This is a genomic window from Pseudomonas sp. NFACC10-1 (assembly GCF_900119195.1).
Taxonomy (GTDB): domain Bacteria; phylum Pseudomonadota; class Gammaproteobacteria; order Pseudomonadales; family Pseudomonadaceae; genus Aquipseudomonas; species Aquipseudomonas cerasi.
In genome coordinates, this window is sequence record NZ_FPJB01000001.1 from 577153 (window position 1) to 603269 (window position 26117).

Below are 26117 nucleotides of genomic sequence, written 5' to 3' on the forward strand. Positions count from 1 at the left end.
CTTGCCGGTGCGGCAGTCCTAGCGGTATGTCGGTTCAGGCGCCGGGCACGTGGCCGAACAGGTCCTGGACAAAGCTGACCCGCTCCTGCGCCGATTCGTGGCGTCCTTCAAGAGCCAGTTGCTCCAGACGCGCCTCGACGGCCTGAGTGCGATGGGTCAGGCCACTGTCGTTGGCGATCTGAATATTCAGACCGGGACGGGCGTTGAGCTCCAGAATCAACGGGCCTTTGTCCTGGTCCAGCACCATGTCGACGCCGATGTAGCCCAGGCCGCACAACTCGTAGCACTCGGCGGCAAGCTTCATGAAGCCGTCCCAGTTGGGCAATTGCACGCCATCCACCGAGTGGGTGGTGTCCGGGTGCTTGCTGATGATGTTGTTCAGCCACGTTCCTTGCAGGGTGACACCGGTGGCCAGGTCCACACCTACGCCAATGGCGCCTTGGTGGAGGTTAGCCTTGCCGCCTGATTGACGGGTAGGCAAGCGCAGCATGGCCATCACCGGATAACCCATCAGCACGATGATGCGGATGTCCGGTACGCCTTCGTAACTGATGCTTTTGAAGATCGGGTCCGGTACGACCCGGTACTCGATCAGCGCCCGGTCGCGGTGACCGCCCAGGGAATACAGGCCAGTGAGAATGCTGGAAACCTGATGCTCGATTTCCGAGTGGCTGATGATGCGTCCCGAGACGGTGCGAAAGCGTTCCTCGAAACGGTCGGCGATCACCAGAATGCCATCGCCGCCTGCGCCCTGTGCAGGTTTGATCACGAAGTCGCGGTGCGCGCCGATGATCTCGTCGAGCCTGTCGATTTCCTTTTCCGTGGAAATCACGCCGTACATCTCCGGCACATGAATGCCTGCGGCGATGGCTCGCTCCTTGGTGATGATCTTGTCATCGACGATCGGATAGAGGCTGCGCTTGTTGTACTTGAGCACATAGTCGGCGTTACGTCGATTGATGCCCATGATGCCGCGCGCTTCGAGCGCCTTCCAGGTCTTCCACCAGCCGATCACTTGGCCTTTTCCTCTTTCAGGAATGCCTTGAAGCGCATCAGCTCGGTCAGCCGGTAGCCACGGTATCTGCCCATTGCCAGCATGAAGCCGACCAGTATCAGCAGCACTGCGGGGAAGGTGAAGACGAAATAGGTCAGTTCCGGCACGCTCATGATCAGGTGCGCCAGCGACGCGGCGAACAGCGTCCCGATGGCGACCTTCATGGCATGGCTGCCACCGCGCTCTTCCCAGGTGATCGACAGGCGCTCGATGGTCATGGTCAGAATCACCATCGGGAACAGCGCAACCGACAGGCCGCGCTCCAGCCCGAGCTTGTGGCTGAACAGGCTGATGGCCGCGATCAGCACCACGACGAAGGTCAGTACCACCGACAGGCGCGGCAGCATTTGCAGTTTCAGGTGCTCCAGATACGAGCGCAGGGACAAGCCCAGCGCCGTGATCACGGTAAACAGTGCAATGCCGAAGCCCAGTTGCGTTTCACGGAATGCCAGCGCAATCAGCACGGGGGTGAAGGTGCCCAGTGTCTGCAGGCCAATCAGGTTGCGCAGGATCAGGATGACCAGCACGCCAATCGGGATCATGACCATGATCATGAAGGTCTGCTGGGTTTGCAGCGGCAAGCCGTACAGCGAATAGGCCAGGAAGTCCGAATCGGTGCTGGCATCGGTCAGTTTGGCGAGCCGCATCGCGTTCATTTCACTGTTGTTGAGGCTGAACGTGACTTGCACCTTCTTGCCGCCTTCGACGCTGACCAGGCCTTCCTCGCCGGTCCACCAGAGCAGGCGGTCATCCGGCAGGCCGGCTTCACCGGTGTCGGGATTGAAGTACAGCCATTCCTTGCCGTTGAAGCTGCGCAGCCAGAGTTCCGGCGTCTGCTGCTCGGCATCCAGGCGAATGGTGTGGGCTTTTTCCAGCGGTACGTGGGCGATCGACAGCAGCAGTTCGGTGACCCGAGCCTTGTTGGACGCCGAGTTATCACCGGCCAGCAGCAGTTTGACGTTATCGTCATTCAGGTTGTTGACGCGCTTGATGGCCTCGGTAATGAAGGTCTCCACGTCCGCCGAATGCTGGCGAATGGGCGCCAGCAGTGCTTCGGCGGCGATCTTTTCCGGGCCTTCGACGGTCATGCTGTCGCGAAAGATAGGCCCTTTGACCTTGGGTTTTTCACCGCTGTAACGCTTGGTCAGCACCAGTCGGTAGTAGAGGGTCTGGTTGCCGGTGGCGCGACGGGCCGACCAGGTGACCTTGCGGTTGCCGTCGGCGCGGTTGACGCTGACGCCGTAATTGTTCGAGATGAAGCTTTCATTGAGGCTGATGTAGTCGTGGGCGAGCGGCGGCACGAACATCTGTACCTTCACCGAATCCTTGGGATTGGCGACGAATTCGACTTTGGCGTCGATATTCCACAGGTCATCGGTTTCGTCTTCGCTGACGGGTATGCCCAGCGCCAGAATCTGATAGGCCGTGATCGCGATGCCGAGGGTCACCAGGGCAGTGATCAGGATCTTCAGATGGAGTGTAAGAGAGCGCATGGATTTACTCTGCGTTTTGAGCGACGGAAGCGCAGCCGGGCTTCCCTGCCGCATATTTAAGACTTGGATCGACCAGCGCATCAAAGCGTTTCAAGGCTTCGGAGCCGATCAAAAGCGGGTATTGGAAAGCACTTCGGTCAGTCAAGTTCACTTCTATGGTGCGTAAAGATTCACCCATGCAGATATCGAGGCTGATCACCGGGCGTGACGAATAGCGATTGTCGTCATCCGGGTCGAGATCGTCGGCACGCCGCTTGATCTTGCTGACCCGCGCCAGGGGGCGTTCGATGGGGTGTACATGCTTGCTGTCGCTGGCCAGATAGAAACGCACCCAGCTTTCGCCATCGCGCTTGAAATGTTTGATGTCGCGGGCGCTCAGCGAGGCGGTCTTGGCACCGGTGTCGAGCTTGGCGGCGATCTCGATATCGATTTCGATCAGCCGGGCGTATTCGTTGAGGCCATAGACTGTCTTGTTGGCGGCCAGGGTCAGGCCGGGCAAAAACAGAAGGCTGAGCAGTGTGGGGAGGGTAGTCAGTCTCATAAATCCTGGCGCGATGAGCGAACAACTTCAGGGTCAGGGCGCAAATGGAATTGACCTGATGATAGTAGGGCAGGCGGTTCGCAGTCGCTGGCTCCGCTGCGGAGCGCGCTGTACGGACGCGACGCATTCTAGCATGAAGCCCTGCGGCTGCCAGTGATCAACCTGTGTAGCTGTTCAGGTTGCGTTGTCGAGCAGAGTTCACCCGCTTTGACTGATTGTCGACAATGCTGGGTTTGGCTTTGACGGATTGACTAAATATGACTAGATTTGAGCGCATATAGCCATGAGGTGTCGACAATGCTGAATGTGGTCGAAAAAACAATGACGGTTGCCGACGACTCGGAAACCCTCTCCGAGAACGTTTTCCGACGCATTCAATCGGCTATCGTGAAAGGCGAGATTGCCCCCGGCAGCAAGATTTCCGAGCCGGAACTGGCTCGCACCTATGGCATCAGTCGCGGGCCGCTGCGCGAAGCGATTCACCGGCTCGAAGGGCAGCGACTGGTGGTTCGTGTGCCGCATGTGGGCGCCCGGGTGGTGTCGCTCAGTCATGCCGAACTGATCGAACTCTATGAAATTCGCGAGTCACTGGAGGGTATGGCCTGTCGTCTGGCCGCCGAACGCATGACCCAGGCCGAAATCGACGAGCTGCGCGGCGTTCTGGATACCCATGAGCGCGATGTCGCCTTTCAGGCAGGTATCGGCTATTACCAGCAAGAGGGCGATTTCGACTTTCACTATCGCATCATCCAGGGCAGCGGCAATCGCACCCTCAGCCAGATGCTCTGTGGCGAGCTGTACCAGTTGGTGCGCATGTACCGCATTCAGTATTCCACCACGCCCAACCGGCCTCGCCAGGCCTTTGCCGAACATCACCGCATTCTCGACGCCATCGCCGACCGCGACGGTGAGCTGGCCGAATTGTTGATGCGCCGCCATATCGGCGCGTCCAGACGTAACATCGAGCGCCATTATCAGGCGGCTTCCCAGACGACTTCCGACCGAGGTAAACAATGAGTCATAACAACAGCACTCCCGGCCAGCGTTTCCGCGACGCAGTCGCCAGCGAACAGCCGCTGCAAGTGGTCGGCGCGATCAATGCCAACCACGCACTGCTCGCCAAACGTGCCGGGTTCAAGGCCATTTATCTATCTGGCGGCGGAGTCGCGGCGGGATCACTGGGCATTCCGGACCTGGGAATCACCGGTCTTGAAGACGTGCTGATCGATGTGCGGCGTATCACCGACGTTTGCGACCTGCCGTTGCTGGTGGATGTCGACACCGGTTTCGGTTCTTCGGCTTTCAATGTGGCGCGTACCGTGCGCTCGATGATCAAGGCCGGAGCGGCGGCGATTCACATTGAGGATCAGGTGGGTGCCAAGCGTTGCGGGCATCGTCCCAACAAGGAAATTGTCTCTCAGCAGGAAATGGTCGACCGGATCAAGGCTGCCGTGGATGCCCGGACTGACGACAGCTTCGTGATCATGGCGCGTACCGATGCGTTGGCGGTTGAAGGGCTGGAGTCGGCGCTGGAGCGTGCCGCTGCCTGTATTGAAGCCGGCGCGGATATGGTGTTCCCCGAGGCCATCACCGAACTGGCAATGTACAAGCAATTCGCCAACCGTGCAGGTGTGCCGATCCTCGCCAACATCACCGAGTTTGGCGCCACGCCGTTGTTTACGGTCGATGAGCTGCGCGAGGCGGACGTGTCGCTGGTGCTGTACCCGCTTTCCGCATTCCGTGCGATGAACAAGGCTGCGGAAAATGTCTACGGCGCGATCCGCCGTGACGGCAGCCAGAAAAACGTGATCGACAGTATGCAGACGCGCATGGAGCTGTATGACGCGATCGATTACCACACATTCGAGCAGAAGCTGGATGCGCTGTTTGCGCAGAAGAAGGGCTGAAAGGGGCAGGCTGACACTCGTCCCCGCGCTCCGCGTCCAGTCACACAAAAACAAAATTGGAGAAAACCATGGCTGAAGCAAAAGTATTGAGTGGTGCCGGACTACGCGGGCAGGTGGCCGGGCAGACGGCGTTGTCCACGGTGGGCATGGCCGGTGCCGGGCTGACCTATCGCGGCTATGATGTGCGCGATCTGGCCGCCGAAGCTCGCTTTGAAGAAGTTGCCTATCTGCTGCTGTACGGCGAACTGCCTGATAAAGCCGAATTGTCTGCCTATATGGACAAACTCAAGGGCCTGCGCGACCTGCCGCAGGCCTTGAAGGAAGTGCTGGAACGCATACCCGCCGACACTCACCCGATGGATGTCATGCGCACGGGTGCCTCCATGCTCGGCACCCTGGAGCCGGAGCGCAGCTTCGATCAGCAGCGCGACTCAACCGACCGTCTGCTCGCAGCGTTCCCGGCGATCATGTGCTACTGGTATCGCTTCAGTCATGACGGCAAGCGTATCGACTGCACCTCCGCAGAAGACTCCATCGGCGGGCATTTTCTGCACCTGTTGCTCGACAAGGCGCCCAGTGAGCTGCACCGCAAGGTCATGGACGTCTCGCTGATTCTGTACGCCGAGCACGAATTCAATGCCTCGACCTTCACCGCCCGCGTCTGCGCGTCGACGCTGTCGGACCTGTATTCCTGCGTCACAGCCGCCATCGGCACCTTGCGCGGCCCGCTGCACGGTGGTGCCAACGAGGCTGCAATGGAAATGATTCAGCGCTTCGCCTCGGCTGAAGAGGCCACCAAAGGCACGCTGGGCATGCTGGAACGCAAGGAAAAGATCATGGGCTTTGGCCATGCGATCTACAAGGAGTCCGACCCGCGCAACGAGGTGATCAAGGGCTGGTCGAAGAAACTCGCTGACGAAGTGGGCGATACGGTGCTGTTCCCGGTTTCCGAGGCCATCGACAAGGTCATGTGGGAGCAGAAGAAACTGTTCCCCAACGCCGACTTCTACCATGCGTCGGCGTATCACTTCATGGGCATCCCGACCAAGCTGTTCACCCCGATCTTCGTCTGCTCACGCCTGACCGGCTGGGCCGCTCACGTTTTCGAACAGCGTGCCAATAACCGCATCATTCGCCCGAGCGCCGAGTACATCGGCGTCGAACAGCGCGCGTTCGTACCCTTGGAACAGCGCTGAAAAGGGGGCAGGGGAGCCGCCGACGAGCTCCCCACCCGTATTCCGAACACTCCGTGATCGAGTCCCGCAATGAACAGTGAATTTCGCAAACCGCTCCCTGGCACCCGACTGGATTATTTCGACGCTCGGGCGGCCGTCGAGGCGCTCAAGCCCGGCGCCTATGCCACGCTGCCCTACACCTCGCGGGTGCTGGCCGAGAACCTGGTGCGCCGTTGTGATCCGGCGACCTTGAATGCCTCGTTGACCCAGCTTATCGAGCGCAAGCGTGATCTGGATTTTCCCTGGTTCCCGGCACGTGTGGTCTGCCACGACATTCTGGGTCAGACCGCGTTGGTCGACCTTGCCGGACTGCGCGACGCGATCGCTTCGCAGGGTGGCGATCCTGCGCTGGTCAACCCGGTGGTTCCGGTGCAATTGATCGTCGACCACTCGCTGGCAGTGGAGTCCGACGGTAACGACCCGCAGGCGTTCGCCAAGAACCGCGCCATTGAAGACCGTCGCAACGAAGACCGTTTTCATTTCATTGACTGGACCAAGCAGGCGTTCAAGAACGTCGAAGTGATCCCGCCGGGCAACGGCATCATGCACCAGATCAATCTGGAGAAAATGTCGCCGGTGGTGCAGGTGCTCGACGGCGTAGCCTTTCCCGACACACTGGTGGGCACGGACAGCCACACGCCGCACGTCGACGCCCTCGGCGTGATTGCCATCGGCGTCGGCGGGCTCGAGGCCGAAAACGTCATGCTCGGGCGCGCCTCGTGGATGCGCCTGCCGGACATCATTGGTGTCGAACTGACCGGGCGCCGCCAGCCAGGCATCACCGCCACCGACGTAGTGCTCGCGCTGACCGAATACCTGCGCCAACAGAAGGTGGTTGGCGCTTACCTGGAGTTCTATGGCGCAGGCGCGTCGAGCCTGACCCTGGGCGACCGGGCGACGATCTCCAACATGGCGCCCGAATACGGCGCGACGGCGGCGATGTTCTCCATTGACTCGCAAACCATCGACTACCTGCGTTTGACAGGGCGCGAGGACGAGCAGGTCAAACTGGTCGAGCTGTATGCCCGGCACACTGGCCTTTGGTCGGACAGCCTCAGCGAGGTGCACTACGAGCGGGTGCTGAGTTTCGACCTGTCCAGTGTGGTGCGCAACATGGCCGGGCCCTCCAACCCTCATGCGCGGGTTGCCACCGCCGATCTGGCGGCCAGAGGTATTGCCGGGCAATGGGACGAGGTGCCGGGGCAGATGCCCGACGGCGCGGTGATCATCGCGGCGATCACAAGTTGCACCAACACCAGCAACCCGCGCAACGTCATTGCCGCCGGTCTGCTGGCACGCAACGCCAACCGCCTGGGGCTGCTGCGCAAGCCGTGGGTGAAATCATCGCTGGCACCCGGCTCGAAAACCGTGGCGCTATACCTGGACGCAGCAGGGCTGACCTCGGAGCTGGAGCAACTGGGTTTTGGCGTCGTGGCCTTTGCCTGCACCACCTGCAATGGCATGTCCGGCGCGCTCGATCCGCTGATCCAGCAGGAAATCATCGACCGCGACCTGTACGCCACGGCGGTCTTGTCCGGTAACCGTAATTTCGACGGGCGTATTCACCCCTATGCCAAGCAGGCCTTTTTGGCCTCGCCGCCCCTGGTGGTGGCGTATGCCATTGCCGGGACCATCCGCTTCGATATAGAAAACGATGTGCTGGGCGTCGCCGAGGGCCGGGAAATCCGTCTCAAGGACATCTGGCCGAGCGATGAAGAGATTGATGCGGTCGTGCAGGCGTCGGTCAAGCCCGAGCAGTTCCGTCAGGTCTATATCCCGATGTTTGCCATCGAAGAACACAGCGGGCCGAAGGTCGAGCCGCTGTACGACTGGCGTCCGATGAGCACCTACATCCGTCGCCCGCCCTACTGGGAAGGCGCATTGGCCGGAGAACGTACGCTCAAGGGCATGCGGGCTCTCGCCGTGCTGCCGGACAACATCACCACCGATCACCTGTCGCCGTCCAACGCGATCATGCTCGACAGTGCGGCCGGCGAGTACCTGGCGAAAATGGGACTGCCGGAAGAAGACTTCAACTCCTACGCGACCCATCGGGGCGACCACCTGACCGCCCAGCGCGCGACCTTTGCCAACCCGCAACTGGTCAACGAGATGGCAGTGGTCGATGGCAAGGTCAGGAAAGGCTCGCTGACCCGCATCGAACCCGAAGGCGTGGTCACGCGCATGTGGGAAGCCATCGAAACCTACATGGCGCGCAAGCAGCCGTTGATCATTATTGCCGGTGCCGACTATGGGCAGGGCTCATCCCGTGACTGGGCGGCCAAAGGCGTCAGGCTGGCGGGCGTCGAAGCGATTGCTGCAGAAGGTTTCGAGCGTATTCACCGCACCAACCTGGTCGGCATGGGCGTGCTGCCGCTGGAGTTCAAGCCCGGCACCAGCCGTCTGACTCTGGGTATCGATGGCAGCGAAACCTTCGATGTGATCGGCCAGCGCACACCGCGCGCGACATTGACGCTGGTGATTCAGCGCCGTAACGGCGAACGCGTCGAGGTGCCGGTGACATGCCGTCTGGACACTGCTGAAGAGCTTTCTATTTATGAGGCGGGCGGCGTGTTGCAGCGTTTTGCTCAGGATTTTCTGGAGGCTACTGCATCGTAGCTACGCTGGAGCGTGAAGAACGATAAGCGTGCGCAGGAGCACTATCGTGCTCATGCTCCGCGTGGGCATGCAGTTCTGGACGCTCTGCGTCCGATTTTGAGCGCGCAGCGCGCTCTTTGAACAGGACAACGAATTCATGGCTCATTTACCCCAGATCCGCATCCCGGCCACCTACATGCGTGGTGGCACCAGCAAGGGTGTGTTTTTCAGGCTGACGGATCTGCCTGAAGCCGCACAGATTCCGGGGTCGGCGCGGGATGCGTTGCTTCTGCGAGTCATCGGCAGCCCTGACCCCTATGAAAAGCAGATCGATGGCATGGGCGGCGCGACGTCGAGTACCAGCAAGAGCGTGATTGTGTCGCGCAGCAGCAGGCCCGACCACGATGTCGATTACCTGTTCGGCCAGGTGTCCATCGACAAGCCGTTTGTCGACTGGAGCGGCAATTGCGGCAACCTGTCAGCGGCCGTGGGGCCATTCGCGATTACGAGCGGTCTGGTCGACCCTGACCGCGTTCCGCAGGACGGCGTTGCGGTGGTGCGTATCTGGCAGGCCAACATCGGCAAGACCATCATCGCCCATGTGCCGATCAGCAACGGCGCGGTGCAGGAAACCGGCGATTTCGAGCTGGATGGCGTGACCTTCCCGGCAGCCGAAGTGCCACTGGAGTTTCTTGACCCGGCGGCGGACGAAGAGGGCGCGGGCGGCTCGATGTTCCCCACTGGCAATCTGGTGGACGATCTGGAAGTGCCCGGTATCGGCCTTCTGAAAGCGACCATGATCAATGCCGGCATTCCGACGATTTTTGTCAACGCTGCTGACATCGGCTATACCGGCACTGAGTTGCAGGGCGATATCAACGCTGACCCGCAGGCGCTGGCCCGTCTGGAGGCCATCCGCGCCTACGGTGCCGTGCGGATGGGCCTGATTGGCAACATCGATGAAGCTGCCGCACGCCAGCACACACCCAAAGTGGCTTTTGTGGCGGCGCCTGCCGATTACCTGGCGTCGAGTGGCAAGCCTGTCGCTGCGCAGGATATCGAGCTGCTGGTGCGCGCCGTGTCGATGGGCAAGCTGCACCACGCGATGATGGGTACGGCTGCGGTAGCCATCGGTACGGCAGCAGCCATTCCGGGCACGCTGGTCAATCTGGCCGCTGGCGGTCAGGCGCGCAGTGCGGTCAGCTTTGGCCATCCCTCCGGCACATTGCGAGTCGGCGCCCAGGCTGTTCAGGAGGGCGGTGACTGGAAAGTCACCAAGGCCCTGATGAGCCGCAGCGCCCGAGTGCTGATGGAAGGCTGGGTACGTGTGCCGCAGTCAGGCGAGTGAAGTGATCAGTTTGGCGGGGTGACCGCAGCGTCTATTTGAAACGTCGCTCCACGCCTTTTTCGACCAGCACCTTGGCGGAGATTTCTTCCACCGAAAAATGCGTGGAGTTGATGTGCGCGATGTTCTCGCGGCGGAACAGGCTTTCCACCTCGCGCACCTCGAATTCGCACTGCGCGTAGCTGGAGTAGCGGCTGTTGGGCTTGCGCTCGTGGCGAATCGCGGTGAGACGGTCCGGGTCGATGGTCAGGCCGAAGAGCTTTTCGCGATGCTGCTTGAGCGCCGCAGGCAGTTGCAGCCTCTCCATGTCATCTTCGGTCAGCGGATAGTTGGCGGCCCGGATACCGAACTGCATGGCCATGTACAGACAGGTGGGGGTTTTGCCGCAGCGCGAGACGCCGACGAGGATAATGTCGGCCTTGTCGTAATAATGCGTCCGTGCGCCATCATCGTTGTCCAGCGCGAAGTTGACCGCCTCGATGCGCTCCATGTAATTGGAGTTATGCCCGATGGAATGCGATTTACCCACGGAGTAGGACGAGTGTGAACTAAGCTCCTGCTCCAGCGGGGCCAGGAAGGTCGAAAAGATATCGATCATGAAGCCATTGGACGTCGCCAGAATCTCGCGAATGTCCTGATTGACGATGGTGTCGAAGATGATCGGCCGCACATCGTCCTTGTCGGCGGCATTATTGATTTGTTGTACCATCGCCCGCGCCTTCTCGACACTGTCGATATAGGGCCTGGTGAACTTGTTGAACGTAATGTTTTCAAATTGTGCCAACAGGCTCTGGCCCAGGGTTTCGGCGGTGATACCCGTGCCGTCCGAGATGAAAAAAGCGGATCGTTTCATTTTTGCCCCAGGCCTTAAGCAGTTGACGAATTCTGGCTATCATAGGCGTGCTGGCCTGCCATGAGAGCCCGCAGGTGCAGCTTTTTTGCACACCTGGTTTTGAAGCACGGTTTTCAACGCCCGATCTGTACGTCCGGGCAGACACGCCTGAAGCCACACCGCATGTGGCGCAGGTGAATGAGCTTTTCCCAACAACAAACACAGTTAGTGGAGAGATCACCTTGGTAGAGTACGTAGTTTCCCTCGATAAGCTCGGCGTCCATGATGTAGAGCACGTGGGGGGCAAAAACTCGTCCCTCGGCGAGATGATCAGCAACCTCGCAGGTGCTGGTGTGTCGGTGCCCGGCGGCTTCGCGACTACCGCCCAGGCCTACCGTGACTTTCTCGAGCTCAGCGGCCTCAACGAGCAGATCCATGCTGCGCTGGACGCCCTTGACGTCGACGATGTCAACGCGCTGGCCCGCACCGGTGCGCAGATTCGTCAATGGATCATGGAAGCCGAGTTCCCCGAGCAGCTCAACGCCCAGATTCGTACTGCGTTTGCCGAGCTGTCTGCGGGTAATCCGAACCTGGCTGTGGCCGTGCGTTCCTCCGCAACTGCCGAAGACTTGCCGGATGCGTCGTTCGCCGGCCAGCAGGAGACCTTCCTGAACATCCGCGGCGTCGAGAACGTGATCCGCGCGGCCAAGGAAGTTTTTGCTTCACTGTTCAACGACCGTGCGATTTCCTACCGCGTACACCAGGGTTTCGACCACAAGCTGGTCGCGCTGTCTGCGGGCGTGCAGCGTATGGTGCGCTCCGAAACCGGTACGGCCGGTGTCATGTTCACCCTCGACACCGAGTCCGGCTTCCGCGACGTGGTGTTCATCACCGGTGCTTACGGCCTGGGCGAGACGGTTGTGCAGGGCGCCGTCAACCCGGACGAGTTCTACGTGCACAAGGACACGCTGGCGGCTGGCCGCCCGGCGATCCTGCGTCGCAATCTGGGCAGCAAGGCGATCAAGATGATTTACGGCGAAGAAGCCAAGGCCGGTCGTTCGGTCAAGGTGATCGACGTCGAGCCTGCCGATCGCGCGCGTTTCTGTCTGAGCGATGCCGAAGTGTCCGAACTGGCCAAACAGGCGATGATCATCGAAAAGCACTACAAGTGCCCGATGGACATCGAGTGGGCCAAGGACGGTGACGACGGCAAGCTGTACATCGTCCAGGCGCGTCCGGAAACGGTGAAGAGCCGTGCATCGGCCAACGTCATGGAACGCTATCTGCTCAAGGAGACCGGCAAGGTGCTGGTCGAAGGCCGTGCCATCGGTCAGCGCATCGGCGCGGGCAAGGTGCGCATCATCAAGGACGTGTCCGAGATGGACAAGGTCCAGCCCGGCGACGTGCTGGTGTCGGACATGACCGACCCGGACTGGGAGCCGGTGATGAAGCGCGCCAGTGCAATCGTCACCAACCGTGGCGGTCGTACCTGCCACGCGGCGATCATCGCCCGTGAACTGGGCATCCCGGCAGTGGTTGGCTGCGGTAACGCCACGCAGACCCTCCAGGATGGCCAGGGCGTCACGGTTTCCTGCGCCGAGGGCGACACCGGTTACATCTTCGAAGGCGAGCTGGGCTTCGACATCAAGACCAATTCGGTCGATGCAATGCCTGATCTGCCGTTCAAGATCATGATGAACGTCGGCAATCCGGACCGTGCCTTCGATTTCGCCCAATTGCCCAATGCCGGGGTGGGTCTGGCGCGTCTGGAGTTCATCATCAACCGCATGATCGGCGTGCACCCCAAGGCGTTGCTCAACTACTCGGTGCTGCCACCGGAAATCAAGGAAAGCGTCGACAAGCGTATCGCTGGTTACCATGATCCGGTCGGTTTCTACGTCGACAAGCTGGTCGAGGGCATCAGCACCCTGGCCGCCGCGTTCACGCCGAAAAAGGTCATCGTGCGCCTCTCGGACTTCAAGTCCAACGAGTATGCGAACCTGATTGGCGGCAAGCTTTACGAGCCCGAAGAAGAAAACCCGATGCTGGGCTTTCGCGGTGCGTCGCGCTATATCAGTGAGAACTTCCGTGACTGTTTCGAGCTGGAGTGCCGTGCGCTCAAGCGTGTGCGCGAAGAGATGGGCCTGACCAACGTCGAGATCATGGTGCCGTTCGTCCGTACCCTGGGCGAGGCGAGTCAGGTGATCGATCTGCTGGCCGCCAACGGTCTGAAGCGTGGCGAAAACGGCCTGCGCATCATCATGATGTGCGAACTGCCGTCCAACGCGATTCTGGCGGAAGAGTTCCTTGAGTACTTCGACGGCTTCTCCATCGGCTCCAACGACCTGACCCAGCTGACACTCGGTCTCGACCGTGACTCCGGCGTGATCGCCCACCTGTTCGACGAACGTAACCCGGCGGTCAAGAAGCTTCTGTCCAACGCCATTCAGGCGTGCAACAAGGCCGGCAAGTACATCGGCATCTGCGGGCAGGGGCCTTCCGATCACCCGGATCTGGCGCGCTGGCTGATGGATCAGGGCATCGAGAGTGTGTCGCTCAACCCCGACTCGGTGCTGGAGACCTGGTTCTTCCTCGCCGAAGCACAGTCGCCTGTCTGACAGGCGGCTCGCCTGAGGCGCGGTCCTCGCAGGAGCGGGCCGCCGTGTGACGCGAACGCGGCCTGAGCCGTCATGTGGTTCAGGTGTTTGAATGAGGCGGTTTCTTCGGAAGCCGCCTTTTTTATGGCGCATCGCGAGATCCCGGAGCGTGTGGTTTCATCCCGTCTGTCAAGCCAGATAAAGAGTGATATGCAGAGCAGCAGCCAGCTTTTTCCCGTTGCCTTGATCAGCGCCGAGCGTCGTGGCGATCTGGTCGAGGACGTCTACCGTCTCAAACCTGCCAACAGTCCCGACGCCAGTGTCGAACTGGCGGTGACCCGGCTAGGGCGCGCCGATCAGCCCGATGTGCGTGGTACTCCAGTCATACTGCTGCATGGCAGCTTTTCCAACCGGCGTTTCTGGTATTCGCCCAAGGGCATCGGTCTGGGTGCGTATCTGGCGCGGGCCGGCTATGACGTGTGGATTCCCGAAATGCGCGGCCATGGCTTGTCGGCTCGCAACCTGAGTTATCGCAGCAATTGCGTGGCGGACTACGCGCGTTTCGATTTGCCAGCCATTGCCGCATTCGTCGTCGAGCAAAGCGGGCAGATACCGCACTGGATCGGCCACTCGCTGGGCGGCACCAGCCTGGCGGCAGCCTTGGGCGGTCAGTATCTGGGTGCTGATACTGCGGCGTCCGTGGCGCTGTTCGGCAGCCAGGTCAGCCGCACCTACTGGCCGCTGAAAGTCCCGCCACTGCAATGGTCTGCGAAGTTGCTGCTGAGGTCCTTCGAGCATATTTCCGGCCCGCGTTTCAAGCGCGGGCCGGAAGACGAGCCGATCGGTCTGGTTCTGGAAAGCATGCGCTGGCACGGGCTGTTCGGACGTTTCGGTGAGCGTGACAACAACTGGTGGGCAGGGTTGAGCGCGGTTCAGGTGCCGCTTCTGGCTGTCGCTGCGGCCGGCGACCAGCAGGACCCGGTGTGGGCTTGCCGTGAACTGTTCGAGCAGATCGGCAGCGCACACAGGCAATTCCTCTGCCTGGGCCGCGAATACGGCTTCAGCGAGGATTTCGACCATGTGCAGATGCTGGTCAGCAAGGCTGCGCAGCAGCAGGTCTGGCCGCGAGTGATCGAGTGGCTGGGTGAGCGTTCCGTTCCTGAACAGGTTGCAGAGTTTCAGGTCGCGGTAGGCAGTTAGCCGGTAAAGTCGCTATGGTTATGCTCATCCGGTCGTGTCTGTTTCAATAAATCGTCTGTATCAATCGCGACCCCATAGCCGATGACAGGAGTTGACCCATGCACTACCTCACCCCCGATCTGTGTGACGCCTATCCGGACCTGATCCAGGTCGTGGAGCCGATGTTCAGCAATTTTGGCGGCCGCGATTCGTTTGGTGGCCAGATCGTCACGCTGAAATGTTTCGAGGACAACTCCAAGGTCAGGGAGCAGGTCGACCTCGACGGCAAGGGCAAGGTGCTGGTCGTCGACGGCGGTGGTTCGCTGCGTTGCGCGCTGCTGGGTGACATGCTGGCAGACAAGGCTGCCAAGAACGGCTGGGAAGGCATGTTGATCTACGGCTGCATCCGTGACGTGGATGTCATCGCCCAGACCGACCTGGGTGTCCAGGCGCTCGCCAGTCATCCGAAGAAAACCGAGAAGCGCGGCATAGGCGAACTGAATGTGCCGGTGACCTTTGGCGGCGTGACGTTCCGCCCGGGTGAGTACCTGTATGCCGACAACAATGGCGTCATCATTTCCCCATCCCCCCTGACCATGCCGGAATAAGCGAAGTATCCATGTTCGATGAAGCAAACGCGCAGTGGGGGCTGGTTCATGCCCTCGTTTTGGACGGTAAGGGTGGGGCGCGTTTCATCGCTCGAACCGAGTTGCAGGACCTTGCATTGCAGCCAGAAGAAAGCCTGTGGCTGCATTGGGATCGTAGTCACCCGCAGACACATGCGTGGTTGCGCACCGGCAGCGGTCTGAGCGAGTTTGCTTGCGACCTGTTGCTGGAAGAGAACACCCGGCCGCGTTTGCTGCCGTTGCCGGAGCAGGAGCTGCTGCTGTTTCTGCGCGGCGTGAATCTGAATCCCGGTGCGGAACCTGAAGACATGGTCTCGGTGCGTATCTTCGCCGCCGCGCAGCGAGTCATCTCGCTGCGCCTGCGTCCGTTGCGTGCCACCGAGGAGCTGATTGAGCTGCTGGGGCAGGGCAAAGGCCCGAAGGGCGCCTCGGAGCTGATCCTGCACCTGGCGCAGCACCTCACCGACAAGGTTCAGGATCTGGTGGGTGAGCTGACCGAATCGGTCGATGAAGAGGAAGAAAAGAACGATGCCGACGAATGGTACAGCCCCGAGCACGGCAAGCTGCTGCATATTCGTCGGCGCGCCGCCGGCCTGCGCCGGTTCCTCGGGCCGCAGCGGGATATTTATGGCCAGCTTTCACGCATCAAGCTTTCCTGGTTTGCGCATGACGACGCTGACTACTGGAATGAGCTGAACAACAGCCTGACCCGTTACCTGGAAGAGCTTGAGCTGACCCGCGAGCGGGTGGGGCTGCTGCTAGAGTCCGAGGACCGGCGCCTGCGCGAGCACATGAACCGCACCATGTACCGCTTCGGGATCATTACCTGTATCTTTCTGCCGATGAGTTTTCTCACCGGTCTGCTGGGTATTAATGTTGGCGGCATTCCGGGTTCGAGCAGTTCGTACGGCTTCCTGGTGGCCTGTCTGCTGATCGTCGCGCTGGGCGCAGGGCAGTGGTGGTTGTTCCGCCGTTTGCGTTGGGTGTAGGGCGGGCCTGTGATGGTTATTTGGCGAGCCTGTGTGACTTGTTGTTTTCGCGTCGCGTCTTTGAATGACATTACGTGAGGTGCCTGATGCACGATCCGTTTGAAGAATCTTTACGCGACATGCTCAATTCTTCATCCTCCAGCCGGGATGATGACGCATGTCTGGGACGCGTCCTGAAAACCGCCAATCGCCAGGTCGGCGCCGGTGTGTTGTTCGGGTTGCTGGGCCGCTGGTCGGAGGCGCTGATGATCGCCGTGAACAACGGCTCGGCCCACGTCTCTCCCGTTTCTCGTCGCACCTCGAACGGTGCGCGTTCTCTCGATAAGGCTGATTGAGCATGGAATTGAATCTCTGGACCCAGAGCCTTCTTGCTGCAATGACTGCATTGTGGACCAAAGTCGCAAACTTCATTCCCAACCTGTTCGGCGCCCTGGTTGTGGTGCTGCTCGGTTTTGTCGTCGCCAAACTGCTCGACGCACTGCTTTCCAAATTACTGGCCAAACTGGGCCTTGATCGTCTGGTCGGCGGTACCGGCCTGACCAAGATCATCGGCCGCGCTGGCGTCAAGGTGCCGGTCTCCACGCTGATCGGCAAGGTCGTCTATTGGTTCGTTCTGCTTATCTTTCTCGTATCGGCCGCTGAATCTTTGGGCCTGCAGCGGGTCTCAGCGACGCTGGACATGCTGGCGCTGTATTTGCCCAAGGTATTTGGTGCCGCGCTGGTGTTGCTGGTCGGTGTGCTGCTGGCGCAACTGGTCAATGGTTTGGTGCGCGGTGCTGCCGAAGGTGTAGGGATCGACTACTCTGCCGGCCTGGGGCGAATTGCCCAGGGGCTGGTCATTATCATCAGTATTTCGGTCGCCATCAGCCAGCTCGAGGTCAAGACCGACCTGCTGAACCACGTTATTGTGATTGCGTTGATTACCGTTGGTCTGACAGTGGCGCTTGCCCTGGGCCTCGGAAGTCGCGAAATTGCCGGGCAGATCATTGCCGGAATCTACGTCCGCGAATTGTTTCAGGTCGGCCAACAGGTACAGATAGGCGATACGGAAGGGCAGATCGAGGAAATCGGTACGGTCAAGACAACGCTGCTGACAGACGAGGGGGAGCTGGTGTCGTTTTCCAATCGCATCCTGCTCGAGCAGAGAGTAAGCAGCCGTTAAGCGGTTAACCTGCTAATGTATGCCGCCAGGTTGCCGATACAGGCCATGGCGGACACTGACCTGACTGTCGGCAAGATTTGTTTTGAATAAACCTCAACCGTTTTCGACGCGCTACGATCCACGCGAGCTCTCAGATGAGGAGCTGGTTGCGCGCGCCCACGTTGAGCTGTTCAATGTGACGCGGGCCTACGAAGAATTGATGCGCCGTTACCAGAGAACACTTTTTAACGTCTGTGCACGTTATCTGGGGAACGATCGCGATGCTGACGATGTCTGTCAGGAGGTGATGCTTAAAGTGTTGTATGGGTTGAAAAATTTTGAAGGTAAATCTAAATTTAAAACCTGGCTGTACAGCATCACCTACAATGAATGCATCACGCAGTACAGGAAGGAACGGCGTAAGCGTCGCTTGATGGACGCGCTGAGTCTGGATCCACTTGAGGAAGCGTCGGAAGAAAAGGCGCCCAAACCTGAAGAACGGGGCGGACTTGATCGCTGGCTTGTGTATGTGAACCCGATCGATCGGGAGATTCTGGTGCTGCGGTTTGTAGCAGAACTTGAATTCCAGGAAATCGCTGACATCATGCACATGGGCTTGAGCGCAACGAAAATGCGTTACAAGCGGGCTTTAGATAAATTACGAGAGAAATTTGCGGGAATCGCCGAAACTTAATACGGTGCAAATATCTCTAACAAACTGGCAAGGTCTGGTAGACTTGCCGCTGAGTTGTCCCCCTGTGTGGGACTGCTTAATAATCATCAGATGGGGATTTAACGGATGAAACTGAAAAACACCTTGGGCTTGGCCATTGGTACTATTGTTGCCGCAACTTCGTTCGGCGCTCTGGCTCAAGGCCAAGGCGCGGTCGAAATCGAAGGCTTCGCCAAGAAAGAGTACTACGACAGCGATCGTAACTTCAAAAACGACGGCAACCTGTTCGGCGGCTCCGTTGGCTACTTCCTGACTGACGATGTTGAGCTGCGTCTGGGCTACGACGAAGTCCACAACGTCCGTAGCGACAGCGGCAAGAACATCAAGGGCGCAGACACTGCTCTGGACGCTCTGTACCACTTCAACAACCCAGGCGACATGCTGCGTCCATACGTATCTGCCGGTTTCTCTGACCAGAGCATCGGTCAAGACGCTCGCCGTGGCCGTGACGGTTCCACCTTCGCCAACATCGGCGGCGGCGCCAAGCTGTACTTCACTGACAACTTCTATGCCCGTGCAGGCGTTGAAGCTCAGTACAACATCGACCAAGGCAACACCGAGTGGGCGCCTAGCGTCGGTATCGGTGTAAACTTCGGCGGCGGCAGCAAGAAAGTTGAAGCAGCGCCAGCTCCAGTAGCTGAAGTGTGCTCCGACAGCGACAACGACGGCGTGTGCGACAACGTCGACAAGTGCCCGGACACCCCAGCCAACGTTACCGTTGACGCTGATGGCTGCCCAGCAGTTGCCGAAGTGGTTCGTGTTGAGCTGGACGTGAAGTTCGATTTCGACAAATCCGTAGTCAAGCCTAACAGCTACGGCGACATCAAGAACCTCGCTGACTTCATGCAGCAGTACCCACAGACCACCACCACTGTTGAAGGTCACACTGACTCCGTCGGTCCTGACGCTTACAACCAAAAACTGTCCGAGCGTCGTGCAAACGCCGTTAAACAGGTTCTGGTTAACCAGTACGGTGTTGGCGCTAACCGCGTAAACTCGGTTGGTTACGGCGAATCCCGTCCAGTTGCTGACAACGCAACTGAAGCTGGCCGCGCAGTTAACCGTCGCGTAGAAGCAGAAGTAGAAGCTCAAGCTAAGTAATTAGCCGCTTATACTGAAAAGCCCGGCTCAGGCCGGGCTTTTCTTTGCCTGCGATTTGGTGGGGCGTGTGCTCAGACGAGCCTGGGGTCAGCCGGCATTCAACTGCGCGTGGTCCATCAGGGTTTGATCGATCAGCTCATTGTTGTACGCGGCAACCGCACCGATCACCAGGATGGCGGGGCTCTTCAACTGGAAAGCGGCTGCGTCCTGTTGCATGGCATTCAGGGTGCTGCGGCATTCGCGCTGCCACGGCAGCGAAGCGTTCTCGATCATCGCCACCGGCATCTCGCCACTCATTCCGCCTGCCAGCAGACTCTCGCGAATTTCCGCCAGTTTCGCCACGCCCATGTAAACCACCAGGGTGGTTCCGCCTTGCGCGAGTGCCTGCCAGTTGAGGGTGCTGTCGTCCTGAGTGTGGGCGGTGACCAGTGTTACGCCACGGCTTATACCGCGCAGGGTCAGCGAAATGCCGCACTGTGTTGCGCCGGCAAGACCCGCTGTAATGCCGTTGACCAGCTCCACGGCGACACCGCGCTCCTGTAGCCATTGAGCCTCTTCACCGCCACGTCCGAAGATGCACGGATCGCCGCCTTTGAGGCGAACGACACATTTGCCCTGACGTACGTAGCGCAGCATCAGGCGATGGATGAACGCTTGCGGCGTCGAACGACAACCGCCGCGCTTGCCGACCGCGATGACCCGCGCTCCCGGACAATGTTCCAGCACTGCGGGGTTGACCAGATCGTCGATCAGCACCACGTCGGCTTCAGCCAGGGCACGTACTGCCTTGAGAGTCAGCAGTTCCGGGTCGCCTGGGCCCGCGCCCACCAGCCATACTTTTGCGCTCATGCCGCATTCCTCATTCTGTAACCGCCACGGTATGGATCAGTCGTCTTATTTCCGGCACGCAGGAGCCGCACTGGGTGCCGCAGCCCAACTGTGTCTTGAGTTGATTCAGGTCCAGGCCACGCTCGATAGCGCTCATTACCGCGCTCTGGCTGACGTTCATGCAGTTGCACAAGGTCTTGTCGCGAGGCTGTGTCGAGTCTTTGCCCGGTTCGCTGCTCAACGGTGCCAACAGCCAGCGCCGCAACGAAGCCTCAACGCGCTCTTCCAGCCACAACGTCTGCAGCCAATACCGGGCAAGTGTTTCACCGGCCAGGCGAATAGCAGTAATACGTTCGCCGTCGATCCGTACCCGTTTGCCGATCGAGCGCTTGGGGTCGTCATACGCCATGACCGGTCCTTCATCCAGGCCCAGTACTTGATCAATCTGCTGCAGCAGCGCTGAATCGGGTGCTGCTGCGCTGGCGGCGCGTATCACCAGCGCCGGTCGCTCGCGTCCGGCAAGGCTCATGCTCAGATAGGTGAAGGTGTCGCACAAGGGGCGCAGCTTTTCCATCCGTTGCTGCACGTTGCCCTCGACCAGCGCAAAGAACTGCCAGGGCAGTCGGGCTTTTTCGATCCTGACGCCGGCGTGCTTGAGTTCCGGTTGCTTCGAAACCGGGTCGAAGGCTGGCTGGGTGAGAACGTTGACACCCCCCTTGAGGAACCTGTCGCCCCAATGCATCGGCACAAAAGCCTGGCCGACTGCAACGCTGTCCTCACTGCCGACCGGCAACAGCAGCTCGCCGCGTCGACTGATCAGCTTGACCAGGTCGCCGGGCTGCAGGTCATGGCTGAGCATGTCCTGCGGATTGAGGCTCAGCACCGCTTCACTGACATGCCCGAACAAGCGGGCAGCGGTGCCGGTGCGGCTCATGCCGTGCCACTGATCGCGCAGTCTGCCGGTATTGAGCGTCAGCGGGTAGTCGGCATCGCGCACTTCCCTGGCGGCGATGTAAGGCTCGGACAGAAACTGCGCCCGGCCTGAATCGGTGGGAAAGATGCCATTGTTGTACAGGCGCGGCGTGCCGCTGCTGGCGCCACGCGGGAAGGGCCATTGTTGCGGACCCTGCTGATCGATGAGCTCGCGGTCGATTCCGGACATGTCCAGATCGCGCCCGACCGTCAGGCCCTTGAACTCATCGAACAAGGCTTTGGGTGTAGCGAAGTCGAACAGCGCGGGTGCGCCGGGTTGCAGGCGTTTTTGCAGGCGCTGGGCGAAATCCACGGTGATCGCCCAGTCGGAGCGCGCTTCGCCGGGCGCCTGAATAGCTTTGCGCACGTTGGAGATGCGTCGTTCGGAGTTGGTCACCGTGCCTTCTTTCTCACCCCAACTGGCAGCAGGCAGCAACAGATCGGCATAACGCGCGGTTTCGGTGGTCTTGAAGGCCTCCTGGAGTACCACGAACGGGCAGGTTTCCAGCGCTTGCCTGATGCGGTTCTGGTCGGGCAGTGACTGTGCCGGGTTGGTGCAGGCAATCCACAGGGCCTTGATCGTTCCATTCTGCAATTGCTCGAACAGTTCGATGGCTGAAAGGCCGGGATTGGCAGGCAGGCTATCGACGCCCCAGTAGTCTGCAACCTCCTGACGATGCTGAGGATTTGCCGCGTCGCGATGGCCAGGCAACAGGTTGGACAGACTGCCGGTTTCACGTCCGCCCATGGCGTTGGGCTGGCCGGTGAGCGAGAAGGGACCTGCGCCGGGTTTGCCAATCTGTCCGGTCGCCAGGTGCAGGTTGATCAGCGCGCTGTTTTTCGCGCTGCCGGCCGTGGACTGATTCAGCCCCATGCACCACAGCGACAGAAAAGCCGGCGCTTCGCCCATCCATCGGGCGCAGGTGTGCAGCTGTTCCAGAGTAATGCCGCAGAGGGCGGCCACGTATTCAGGTGGGTAGTCACGGGCCAGCGTGGCCAGTTCCTCATAGCCCTGCGTGTGCGCGGCAATGAACGCCGGGTCGATCAGCCCTTCGTTCATCAGTATATGAAAGATGCCGTGAAACAGCGCGACGTCCGTGCCGGGCTGAATCGCCAGGTGAAGGTCAGCCAGTTCGCAGGTGTCGGTGCGTCGTGGATCGATGACGATGAGTTTCATCTGCGGGCGACGGCTTTTTGCCTCTTCCAGACGGCGAAACAGAATCGGGTGTGCGTACGCCATGTTGCTGCCGACGATCATCACACAATCGCTCAGTTCCATGTCTTCATAGCTGCACGGTGGGGCATCGGCACCCAGGCTGCGCTTGTAGCCCGCCACGGCCGATGACATGCACAGCCGTGAATTACTGTCGATATTGTTGGTGCCGATCAGTGCGCGCGCCAGTTTGTTGAACGCGTAGTAGTCTTCGGTCAGCAACTGGCCGGAAATGTAGAAGGCAACGCTGTCGGGGCCATGTTCGCGAATGCTCTCGGCGAACACATTGGCCGCATGCTCCAGCGCGGTATCCCAATCGGTGACGCTGCGCGCCAGGCCCTTGCTCAGGCGCAGTTCCGGGTACAGCGCGCGGGCTTCAATGTCGCCGGTCAGGTGCAGGCTCGACCCTTTGCTGCACAGCTTGCCGAAGTTGGCCGGGTGCTTCGGGTCGCCGCTGACACCAAGAATATGCTCGCCGTCATGTTCGATCAGTACGCCGCAGCCTACGCCGCAATAGCAGCAGGTAGACGCCGTGACCCGGGGGGTGTGGAGGGCAAGGCTGTTCATGCGCAGGCAGCCTCTGGAGCAACGGGTTTGCCGAACATCAGGTGGTCGCGAATGGCGTCGATACCCTGGCCATCACGGATCTGCTGCAAGTACCAGTTGCCGTCGGCGGTGTCGCCGTACAGGCAGGCGCCGACCAGTACATCGTTCTTTATTACCAGCTTCTTGTAGATACCGCCGATGGGGTCGGAAAGGGTGATGCTTTCAGTGCCTTCACCGCCGAGGAAATCCCCGGCGGAAAACAGGTCGATACCGGTGACTTTCAGCTTGGTCGAGGTGACCGAGCCCGGATAACGCGCAAAGCCCAGTTGCGCGAGGTGGTTGGCGCAGACCCGCGCCTGCTCGAACAGCGGCGCCACCAGCCCATAGGCGATGCCACGGTGGCTGACACATTCGCCAATCGCGTAGATGCGCGGGTCGTAGGTCTGCAAGGTGTCATTAACCAGAATGCCACGGTTGCAGGGCAGGCCGGCTTGCTCGGCCAATTCGGTGTTGGGCCGTATGCCTGCTGCCATGACCACCAGATCGGCGTCGATCCTGTCGCCATTGTTGAATTGCACCGCGGTTACCCGGCCCTGATCATCGCCGAGCAAGGCGTTGGTCTGTTCGTCGAGGCGAAAGCTCAGGCCGCGCTTTTCCAGCGCCGCTTGCAGCATGCGCCCGCTGGTCTTGTCCAGTTGGCGCTCCAGCAGCGTCTGGCCGTTATGCACCACCGTCACGTGCATGCCGCGCAGGCTCAAGCCGTTGGCCGCTTCCAGGCCGAGCAGTCCGCCGCCGATGACGACTGCGCGCTTGTGCGTGACGGAGGTGTCGATCATCTGCCGCGTGTGGCCGATGTCGCGATAACCGATCACACCGTTCAGCGTGTTGCCGGGGATCGGCAGTATGAACGGCCGCGAACCGGTGGCAATCAGCAGCCGATCATAATGGGCCTGGGTGCCGTCATCGGCGATCACCAGGCGTCTGATGCGGTCGATCTTCACCACGCGACGGTTGAGCAACAACTGGATACCGTTGCGTTCGTACCAGTCGAGGTCGTTGAGCACGATGTCTTCGAAATTCTGCTCGCCGGCCAGTACCGGCGACAGCAGAATGCGATTGTAATTGGGGTGTGGCTCGGCGCCGAAGACCGTGATGTGGTAAAGGTCTTCGCTCAGTTTCAGCAACTCTTCGAGTGTGCGCACGCCGGCCATGCCGTTGCCGATCATCACCAGTTTGAGTTTGGTCATCTTGCCTCCGAGTCACTGCAGCGCGTGCTCGATACGTTTCGCGCAAACAAAAAAAGGCGTCCCGTCAGTGGCCTGACGAGGACGCCTTTGTCCGGTCCCGTTCGCTCGGGAGACGCAGCCTTCATCGTTGAGGGCGGCGTGTTATGAATTATCTGCCAGTGACCATGCAGCGCTTGTGCCAACTCGGATTTGCCAGCCTGCGCGGTGTGCAGTCGATAACCCTGGCGCTTTCTGCACTGCGTTGAGGCGCGTTGCACAGAAGCGGGGCGCAAGGGCTCAGTGGCGGCCCATCAACCAGATCACCAGCATCAGGTTGAACAGCAGAGAGAGCAACGCCAGTGTTCGCCAGACTTTCAGCGGTTCGCGTTCCAGCAGCGGACGCGGCTTTGCCACCAGCGGACGATGCTCGGCCTGCTCCAGCTCCAGCAACCACTGTTCGGCGGTTTCATAACGCTGGCTCGGGTCGGCGTGCAGTGCCTTGTCCAGGCTTTGGCTCAGCCACTGCGGCAGATCCGGTCGATAACGACTGGCAGGTATCGGTGCGCCGAAGCGACGGTGCTGAAAGGCTTCGATCTCGCCGTAAGGGTATTGCCCTGTCAGCAGGTAGTACAAGGTGACGCCTGCTGCGTACAGGTCCTGTTGCGGATGCGGTTCGGCGCCGTTGAAGGCTTCCGGTGCTATATAACTGGGTGTGCCGGGCAGGTCTTCGGTGTTGACCGCCGACAGGCCCGGGCAGAACGCCAGGCCGAAATCCAGCAGGCGCAACTCGCCGTCGTCGGCCAGCAGCAGGTTTTCCGGTTTGATATCGCGATGGATGATGTTGCGTCGATGCAGCAGGCCCGTGGCCCGTAACAGTCGGGTGGCCAAGTCCTGCCACTGGGCCAGCGGCAACGGCCCTTTGTCGGTGAAGCGCTCGGCCAGTGTGTGCCCGCGATACTCGCGCATGACGTAATACAGATGCTGACGGTCTGGCAGCGGGTGTATCTCGGGAAAAAAACGCCCGGCGACCCGACGCAGAAACCACTCCTCCAGCAGTAAACCCTGACCGGCACCGGTCTCGTCATGACGACTGGCTGGCAGGGTCTTCAGCAGCCAGGGCTGCTCATTGATATCGGTGACTCGATAAACGATGGACTGGCGTGATTGCGCCACGATGCTGACGACTTTCCAGCCTTCGAATGTCTGATCGGCCTTGAGTGCGGGTGGCAGCGGCCATTGCTGCAATTGCAGTAGCGTATCGCCCAGATCGTCCTCGCCGAGCGTGTCGACCTGAATCAGCAGGGCGCTGGCATTGTCCTGACTGCCGGCCAGGTGCGCCGCGCTGACCAGGGTTTTCACTGCCGCGTCGAGGTCGTGCTGTTCGCCCAGAATCGAGCGGATACTTGCATCGCCCAGTGCCGCCCATACGCCGTCGCTGACCAGCAGCAGGCGTTCGCCTTCACACAGCTCGCCGTCCAGGTAATCCATGACCACGTACTGATCCAGGCCCAGCGCACGTTTGAGCACATGCTGCATGTCGGCCTGTTCCCAGACGTGATCTTCACTGATGCGTTTCAGCGTTCCGGTGTGCCAGCGGTAAGCCCGGCAGTCGCCGACATGGGCGAGGGTGAAACGCCTGCCACGCAGTACCAGAGCGCTGAGGGTGGTCAACAGGCCGTTGGCCAGCAGCCAGCGATTCTGCGCCAGCAGCAGGCGATCAAGGGACTGCGCCACGCCCCAGGTTTCCGGCGTGGCGTAATAGTCGAGGGCCAGCGCCTGCAGGGTCGACTGCGCGGCCAGTGCGCCGTCGGCACATTGGCTGACGCCGTCGGCAAGGGCGAACAGATAGCCCTTGCTGGCCGCCAGTGCCGGGACTGGCGTGACCAGGCGCACGGCGTCCTGATTCTCCGCTCGCGGTCCGCTGGCGCTGAATTGAGCGAACTGCAGTTGCAGGGTCATCG

20 protein-coding genes and 1 pseudogene are annotated in these 26117 nt (G+C 60.3%); 13 read left to right on the forward strand and 8 right to left on the reverse strand.

What is annotated here, in order from left to right; genetic code table 11:
- Positions 1-34: 34 nt before the first annotated feature.
- From BT119_RS02355 to BT119_RS02365, 3 genes are read right to left on the reverse strand one after another with little or no spacing between them, the layout of a single operon-like run.
- The gene (locus BT119_RS02355; protein WP_161428781.1) at positions 35-1012 is read right to left on the reverse strand and encodes an alpha-L-glutamate ligase-like protein; all 978 of its coding nucleotides are present in this window, start codon (positions 1010-1012) and stop codon (positions 35-37) included.
- Positions 1012-2547: an osmotic stress tolerance membrane protein RloB gene (locus BT119_RS02360; protein WP_003433053.1), complete on the reverse strand. Its 1536-nt coding sequence runs from the start codon at positions 2545-2547 to the stop codon at positions 1012-1014. Before BT119_RS02360 ends, BT119_RS02355 begins: the two co-directional genes overlap by 1 nt.
- Positions 2548-2551: 4 nt before the next feature.
- Positions 2552-3088, reverse strand: a complete 537-nt coding sequence (locus BT119_RS02365) for a retropepsin-like aspartic peptidase RloA (protein WP_003366834.1) — start codon at positions 3086-3088, stop codon at positions 2552-2554.
- 297 nt (positions 3089-3385) lie between these two features.
- Between BT119_RS02365 and BT119_RS02370 the strand changes: the two genes are divergently transcribed.
- From BT119_RS02370 to prpF, 5 genes are all read left to right on the forward strand, one after another.
- A complete protein-coding gene (locus BT119_RS02370; protein WP_072364691.1) occupies positions 3386-4105 on the forward strand; it encodes a GntR family transcriptional regulator in 720 nt (239 codons plus the stop codon).
- The gene (gene prpB / locus BT119_RS02375) at positions 4102-4995 is read left to right on the forward strand and encodes a methylisocitrate lyase (RefSeq protein WP_003433051.1); all 894 of its coding nucleotides are present in this window, start codon (positions 4102-4104) and stop codon (positions 4993-4995) included. Before BT119_RS02370 ends, prpB begins: the two co-directional genes overlap by 4 nt.
- A 68-nt stretch (positions 4996-5063) precedes the next feature.
- Positions 5064-6191 carry a bifunctional 2-methylcitrate synthase/citrate synthase gene (gene prpC / locus BT119_RS02380; protein WP_003433049.1) on the forward strand — a complete coding sequence of 376 codons (1128 nt, stop codon included), beginning with the start codon at positions 5064-5066 and terminating at the stop codon, positions 6189-6191.
- A 69-nt stretch (positions 6192-6260) separates the two neighbouring features.
- Positions 6261-8849, forward strand: a complete 2589-nt coding sequence (acnD, locus tag BT119_RS02385) for a Fe/S-dependent 2-methylisocitrate dehydratase AcnD (protein ID WP_003433048.1) — start codon at positions 6261-6263, stop codon at positions 8847-8849.
- 136 nt (positions 8850-8985) lie between these two features.
- Complete coding sequence (prpF, locus tag BT119_RS02390; RefSeq protein ID WP_060707575.1) at positions 8986-10176, forward strand: 2-methylaconitate cis-trans isomerase PrpF; 1191 nt, start codon at positions 8986-8988, stop codon at positions 10174-10176.
- A gap of 31 nt (positions 10177-10207) precedes the next feature.
- Here the strand turns inward: prpF and BT119_RS02395 are convergent, their stop codons facing one another.
- On the reverse strand, positions 10208-11026 hold the full coding sequence (locus BT119_RS02395; RefSeq protein ID WP_003347114.1) for a posphoenolpyruvate synthetase regulatory kinase/phosphorylase PpsR: 819 nt from the start codon (positions 11024-11026) through the stop codon (positions 10208-10210).
- 221 nt (positions 11027-11247) lie between these two features.
- Between BT119_RS02395 and ppsA the strand changes: the two genes are divergently transcribed.
- The 8 genes from ppsA (at position 11248) to BT119_RS02435 (ending at position 19371) form a co-directional block, all read left to right on the forward strand.
- Positions 11248-13623, forward strand: a complete 2376-nt coding sequence (ppsA, locus tag BT119_RS02400; protein ID WP_003366845.1) for a phosphoenolpyruvate synthase — start codon at positions 11248-11250, stop codon at positions 13621-13623.
- Positions 13624-13812: 189 nt separating this feature from the next.
- Complete coding sequence (locus BT119_RS02405; RefSeq protein ID WP_003433044.1) at positions 13813-14802, forward strand: alpha/beta fold hydrolase; 990 nt, start codon at positions 13813-13815, stop codon at positions 14800-14802.
- Positions 14803-14900: 98 nt separating this feature from the next.
- A complete protein-coding gene (gene rraA, locus BT119_RS02410; RefSeq protein ID WP_072364693.1) occupies positions 14901-15389 on the forward strand; it encodes a ribonuclease E activity regulator RraA in 489 nt (162 codons plus the stop codon).
- Positions 15390-15400: 11 nt separating this feature from the next.
- Positions 15401-16396, forward strand: a complete 996-nt coding sequence (locus BT119_RS02415; RefSeq protein ID WP_003366851.1) for a zinc transporter ZntB — start codon at positions 15401-15403, stop codon at positions 16394-16396.
- An 86-nt stretch (positions 16397-16482) separates the two neighbouring features.
- Positions 16483-16731, forward strand: a complete 249-nt coding sequence (locus BT119_RS02420) for a hypothetical protein (protein ID WP_003433041.1) — start codon at positions 16483-16485, stop codon at positions 16729-16731.
- Between the two features lie 2 nt (positions 16732-16733).
- Positions 16734-17558: a mechanosensitive ion channel family protein gene (locus BT119_RS02425; protein WP_003315687.1), complete on the forward strand. Its 825-nt coding sequence runs from the start codon at positions 16734-16736 to the stop codon at positions 17556-17558.
- 82 nt (positions 17559-17640) lie between these two features.
- Positions 17641-18231 (forward strand): RNA polymerase sigma factor SigX, encoded by a 591-nt coding sequence (sigX, locus tag BT119_RS02430; protein ID WP_003315686.1) that lies wholly within the window; start codon positions 17641-17643, stop codon positions 18229-18231.
- 105 nt (positions 18232-18336) lie between these two features.
- Complete coding sequence (locus tag BT119_RS02435) at positions 18337-19371, forward strand: OmpA family protein (RefSeq protein ID WP_003366856.1); 1035 nt, start codon at positions 18337-18339, stop codon at positions 19369-19371.
- Positions 19372-19458: 87 nt separating this feature from the next.
- Here BT119_RS02435 and cobA read toward each other — a convergent pair whose 3' ends face one another.
- The 4 genes and pseudogenes from cobA to BT119_RS02455 form a co-directional block, all read right to left on the reverse strand.
- Positions 19459-20220, reverse strand: coding sequence for a uroporphyrinogen-III C-methyltransferase (cobA, locus tag BT119_RS02440; RefSeq protein WP_003366857.1), 762 nt, complete (start codon positions 20218-20220; stop codon positions 19459-19461).
- 10 nt (positions 20221-20230) lie between these two features.
- Positions 20231-22951: a nitrate reductase gene (locus tag BT119_RS02445; RefSeq protein ID WP_072364695.1), complete on the reverse strand. Its 2721-nt coding sequence runs from the start codon at positions 22949-22951 to the stop codon at positions 20231-20233.
- 26 nt (positions 22952-22977) lie between these two features.
- Positions 22978-24177, reverse strand: a pseudogene (locus tag BT119_RS02450) (NAD(P)/FAD-dependent oxidoreductase); the annotation flags it as partial.
- Positions 24178-24453: 276 nt separating this feature from the next.
- Positions 24454-26115 (reverse strand): bifunctional protein-serine/threonine kinase/phosphatase, encoded by a 1662-nt coding sequence (locus BT119_RS02455; protein WP_003366867.1) that lies wholly within the window; start codon positions 26113-26115, stop codon positions 24454-24456.
- Positions 26116-26117: the final 2 nt, after the last annotated feature.